The 4,245-nt window shown below is 36.5% G+C and carries 7 protein-coding genes; 6 read left to right on the plus strand and 1 reads right to left on the minus strand.

Annotated features, from left to right (window positions below; all coding sequences use genetic code 11):
• The 6 genes from H1S01_RS19605 to H1S01_RS19630 all read left to right on the plus strand — a co-directional run.
• Nucleotides 1-356, plus strand: a 356-nt coding sequence (locus tag H1S01_RS19605) for a hypothetical protein (protein ID WP_207732426.1), incomplete at its 5' end; no start/stop codon positions are given.
• Nucleotides 357-471: 115 nt separating this feature from the next.
• Entirely contained in the window at nucleotides 472-630 is a 159-nt protein-coding gene (locus tag H1S01_RS19610) for a hypothetical protein (protein WP_188042073.1), read from the plus strand.
• 413 nt (nucleotides 631-1,043) lie between these two features.
• Entirely contained in the window at nucleotides 1,044-1,364 is a 321-nt protein-coding gene (locus H1S01_RS22135) for a DUF4405 domain-containing protein (protein ID WP_188042074.1), read from the plus strand.
• A gap of 598 nt (nucleotides 1,365-1,962) precedes the next feature.
• Nucleotides 1,963-2,355, plus strand: a complete 393-nt coding sequence (locus H1S01_RS19620) for a hypothetical protein (protein WP_188042075.1) — start codon at nucleotides 1,963-1,965, stop codon at nucleotides 2,353-2,355.
• 12 nt (nucleotides 2,356-2,367) lie between these two features.
• Nucleotides 2,368-2,997 carry a hypothetical protein gene (locus H1S01_RS19625; RefSeq protein ID WP_188042076.1) on the plus strand — a complete coding sequence of 210 codons (630 nt, stop codon included), beginning with the start codon at nucleotides 2,368-2,370 and terminating at the stop codon, nucleotides 2,995-2,997.
• The gene (locus H1S01_RS19630) at nucleotides 2,994-3,785 is read left to right on the plus strand and encodes a hypothetical protein (RefSeq protein WP_188042077.1); all 792 of its coding nucleotides are present in this window, start codon (nucleotides 2,994-2,996) and stop codon (nucleotides 3,783-3,785) included. Before H1S01_RS19625 ends, H1S01_RS19630 begins: the two co-directional genes overlap by 4 nt.
• Nucleotides 3,786-4,037: 252 nt before the next feature.
• On the opposite strand, the gene H1S01_RS21240 is transcribed toward H1S01_RS19630, so the two are convergent.
• Nucleotides 4,038-4,245 (minus strand): hypothetical protein (locus H1S01_RS21240; protein ID WP_207732427.1); only part of this gene is annotated, 208 nt, incomplete at its 5' end.

Consider the following 4,245-nt stretch of genomic DNA (forward strand, 5'->3'; position numbering starts at 1 on the left):
TGAGCCTAAAAGCATGGTTGCTGCTGTTATTGAACATCTCACTAATTTTAGCGGGACAGACCCTTATCCGATTGGAGTTAGACCGAATGGGTGGTTTTGAGTTTTCAAACTTACTCAAAGCCGCCACGTCTCCCGGTATTCTTGGTGGAGTCGTGTTACTTACTCTCGCTTTACCAGTGTGGTTCAAGTTGCTAACAATGGTCCCGTTCAGCACAGCATTCCCGGCACAAGGGCTAATTCATTTCCTTGGAATCATCGTTGGTTGGCTGGTGTTCTCGGAGTATGTGCCCACGGTTAGATGGATCGGAGGACTGTTTCTGATGATTGGGGCTTATCTTGTTTCACTTCAGGGTTGAGGGTAGGGAGAAGGGGGATCGCTAAACAGCGGTCCTCTCCAAACTTAACTTTACTATTGAATGACTCCTAGATAAGCTGTACCTGCCTCGCAACAAAAGCAGGGAGGATACAATAATGGACTTTTTTCAAACCGGCATGGGCAGGAAGTTTTACGAACGGGATGTTCCGAAAATCGCGGAATCCCTGGCCACCATCGCAGAACAGTTGACTCGGTTGAACCAGAACATCGAAAAGCTCAACGAGAACATGGCTAAGCCCGAACAGGCAGAATAACGCCAAGACAGTCCCCTGCAACGGGGGCTGTTTCGCTCTTTGATAATCGAAAAAAGCCCATGCCAAATAAGCGACGGTCGTAAGATTAGAGAACCCTCGCTTGATAAGTGGTCGGACGTATACTCCAGTATGGATGAGCGGACTTCGCTGTTGGTCGTGATGAAAAACTGGCCTCCATGATTACCGGTCGAAGTCGCCAGTCGGTTTTAGGGGCAGACTGGCCTCATGGCTTTTTATAGATATCTTGTTATTTCGTTGAACTGCCCTCTAAACTACCACCCTCACTTCTGAAAGCTCTCTACCTAGAAAGTAATGAGTTCACCAAAAATACACAAGCTGCTCATAGTATTATCACATCCTCCCATTAGAATAAAGCCATAAACCAGCAAACATATTATTTGGGAGGTAATTCTGTGAGTTCGATAACAAATCAGGCTCTCGCCCTTAATGAAAAAGCTAAACCCGCTAGCCAGTCATCAGTCGGCAAAATTAAAGGGATAATATCGCTTTCTCTGGCTTTGCTTAGTTTGATTGTAACCGTAACCGGTCTTGGCCTGTTTGTCGCTCCTCATGGTCCGGCAGCATCCCAAGGTTGGACGTTCCTCGGAATGAATATGCCTGTTATGAAAGGTCTGCACATCTGGCTAGGCTTTGGAATGGTGTTTTTTATTCTTGGACATTTCGTCCTAAATCTCAAAACACTAGTCGCTGAGCTTAAACAGCTTTTCCGTTAAAATTTCGATACCTACTCCCGTCAGTTTCGTATCTGGCGGGTTTTTTATTTTTTGCTTATAAGGCAGACCTCCTCTGCGAACTCGAGTTTGATTCGTCGCTGTCTTTTTTTGAAGGAACCCGGCCATCACCCGATAAAACCCCCTCCTTATAATCCGGCCCATCATGCACTGGACCAAGATGTAAAATATCTGAAGCAAAATGCTTGTCGTTGATTCGACGGTAAAAAATCTTTGCGGAATTATTTTTTAATTTTTTGTTTGGGAGGCTATTCCTCGATACTCATTCCTCCTTGCTGCTGCCCATCATGTACTGGGCCTCAATGTGATATATGAATCAAATGCGTGTCGTGTTTGATTTCGACAGTAAAAAATCATTTGCGGAATTAAATTTTTAATTTTTTGTTGGGGCTGGTTATTGCTCTATATTCATTCCTCCTCGGTGGGCGGTTGCCGCAGTGACATCATCGCTCTAGTGGGGGAGGAAGTCAACGGAAAGATCGACATCGGAAAAAAAAATCAATTTGTGATCAATGAGAGAAGGAATCTAAGCGTTCCAGGCAGAATATTACAAGTATAAAATTACAGGGAGGGAATCATATTGGTGTTAATTAATCAGATAAAAAATGTAAAAGATTCGGTCATAATTACCGGTAGTGATAATGATATTAAATTAATGAAGACTGCTGTGTCGTACAATACAGATAAGGAAATAGATTTAATCGAATTAATAAATATTATAAGCGCTTTGCAAAAAAGAATGCCTAATCTTCCAGATGATTATGAAGTTATAAGAGATCAAAAACTAATACCTATTTTATCAGAAGTAAAATATGAAGCAAAAAATATGCTGGATACATCGGATAAGAATACAAATATAATATTAAGTAAGATTAAAGATTTTTATGAAGTAGCTAAGACAATTAAAGATTTTTCAACACTTGTATCTCCTTTAATGGATTTGTTAACTAATCTAACCGGTATTAACTTTTAGGTGTATATTATGATGCCGATATCGAATTTTAGAGAAATACAAGCCAATTGGATAATAATAAAAAATCAAGGCTATGAGCTCTTTGGTTTTTTGTTATATACAGATGCTGACGAATCAATAGTAAACTACATTTCGACTGGAATATTTGACTTGGATATTCTAAAAGGTGAAAAGTGTCAAATATTTATAATTGAAGCTCCATCAAATAGGTGGATACAACATGCGGCATCGCTCCAACATCCCTGGTGGAAGTTATTTGGCAGTAACTACGCTAATAAAATTGAAGACAAAACAGAAAATTATATTTCTCGGAAATTAGCGCTGGATATTATAAGTAATAATAAAAAATGCATAATAATAACTGGAAACGGGAATCAGATTAATTTGAATCAATTGTTAGAACCGTATAATTATTTTAATCGTTCAGAAGCATTACGCATTGCTAAACATTTTGGATTAAATTATAATGAAGTGCCTTGTTTAATATTTTTTTATGATTTATATAGCAGGGACGTTTTCAAAATAGATTTAAGAAATATACAAGATTTGAAAAGTTTTTTTCGCAACTTTTTTGATTCAGAGGAATATTATGAACTTATTAACAATACATTTAAGAACACCAAAATTGGAGAGGCACTATGAAAATTTATAGGTACTCATTAGAAGAAAATGTATTTACTACATTAAAAAATGTCTATGAAGAGGTAATTCCAAAAGATATTCTTAACGGTGGTCATTTTTATTGGTTGGTAAACATGGAAATAGATCGTGAATCAAAATATAGAGAAACATGTGAATTTTATATAGATTCTATACATTACATTAGTTTTCAACTAAAAAAGTGTAACGAAGTATTAAAAAAAATACAAAAAGCTTTAAAGCCTTATAACTTATATTTAACAATAAAGAAAAATCAATTTTTATTTTTTGAAGGTGGCCTGAATGACACTCAGTTCAATTTAATTGCGAAAAATACATTAATGCAAATCCTCTTACATAATAGAAGTATTACAGAAAAGAGAAAGTTCTATTTTGCAACAATGAAGAATTTATGGCAATCAGAGGTTGCTTTTTTTAGGAATATGTATACAAATAAGCTCGACTATAGTTTAGACGACTCTATATTAAAAAGAGGATTAACGCTCGAAAATATTCTGATACTAGAGGATAAAGAAGTTGTAACTTGTATGTTGGAAGAAAACTATAAAGAATTGATCGAGATGATTGAGTATCTGGAGGATGTTAAAGATATTAATTATCTGGAAGAGGATAAAGAAGAAAAATTGTTAGTTCAAAATTACGAAAATATTCCGCAAATTAAAATGAAAAACAATAAAATTGATAGAATAAATAAGATAAAAAATATATTGGATCTACTGCTAAAAACTAAAGAGCGACAAAATGAATTATGGAAACCGGTAAAAGTATGAATTTATTAGGTGGCAGCATGGTCATGCCGGCTGATAGGATGTCGGGGAAGGCCAAACGTGATTACCGTCGGCCAGGGTCGTTGATCACTTACTCATTGTTTGAGGATTTAGTGCCTTACGAAGTGTTTAATCGAATGAAGTACGAGCAACATGTTCAACTGCTCAGTAAGTGGCGGAGGAAGTACGGTGATGATTATATATGTGGGGAGTGGGGGCTATCAAGTTATGGGTTTAATATAATTTTAGAGGCTATTACTTCGCAGTGACTGATTGTTTTAGCTCGTCCATAATTTTGAAAATTTCAGTTGACAATCTTTCTAACTCTAAATTTAATTTTTGGGTCTCTGTAATATTATTTTTTTTGTACATTTGAATTGCTTCAACACATTTTTGATGAAATTGGGAGTGTAATAAGCCAAGTTGCTTAAACGATTCAGAACGTGCAAACAATTTTTGACCA

It is taken from the genome of Heliobacterium chlorum (genome assembly GCF_014502795.1).
Lineage (GTDB): Bacteria > Bacillota > Desulfitobacteriia > Heliobacteriales > Heliobacteriaceae > Heliobacterium > Heliobacterium chlorum.

Coding starts and splice junctions, on each gene's coding strand:
- H1S01_RS19610 (WP_188042073.1), top strand. CDS start 472: ATGGACTTTTTTCAAACCGGCATGGGCAGGAAGTTTTACGAACGGGAT.
- H1S01_RS19625 (WP_188042076.1), top strand. CDS start 2,368: ATGCCGATATCGAATTTTAGAGAAATACAAGCCAATTGGATAATAATA.
- H1S01_RS19630 (WP_188042077.1), top strand. CDS start 2,994: ATGAAAATTTATAGGTACTCATTAGAAGAAAATGTATTTACTACATTA.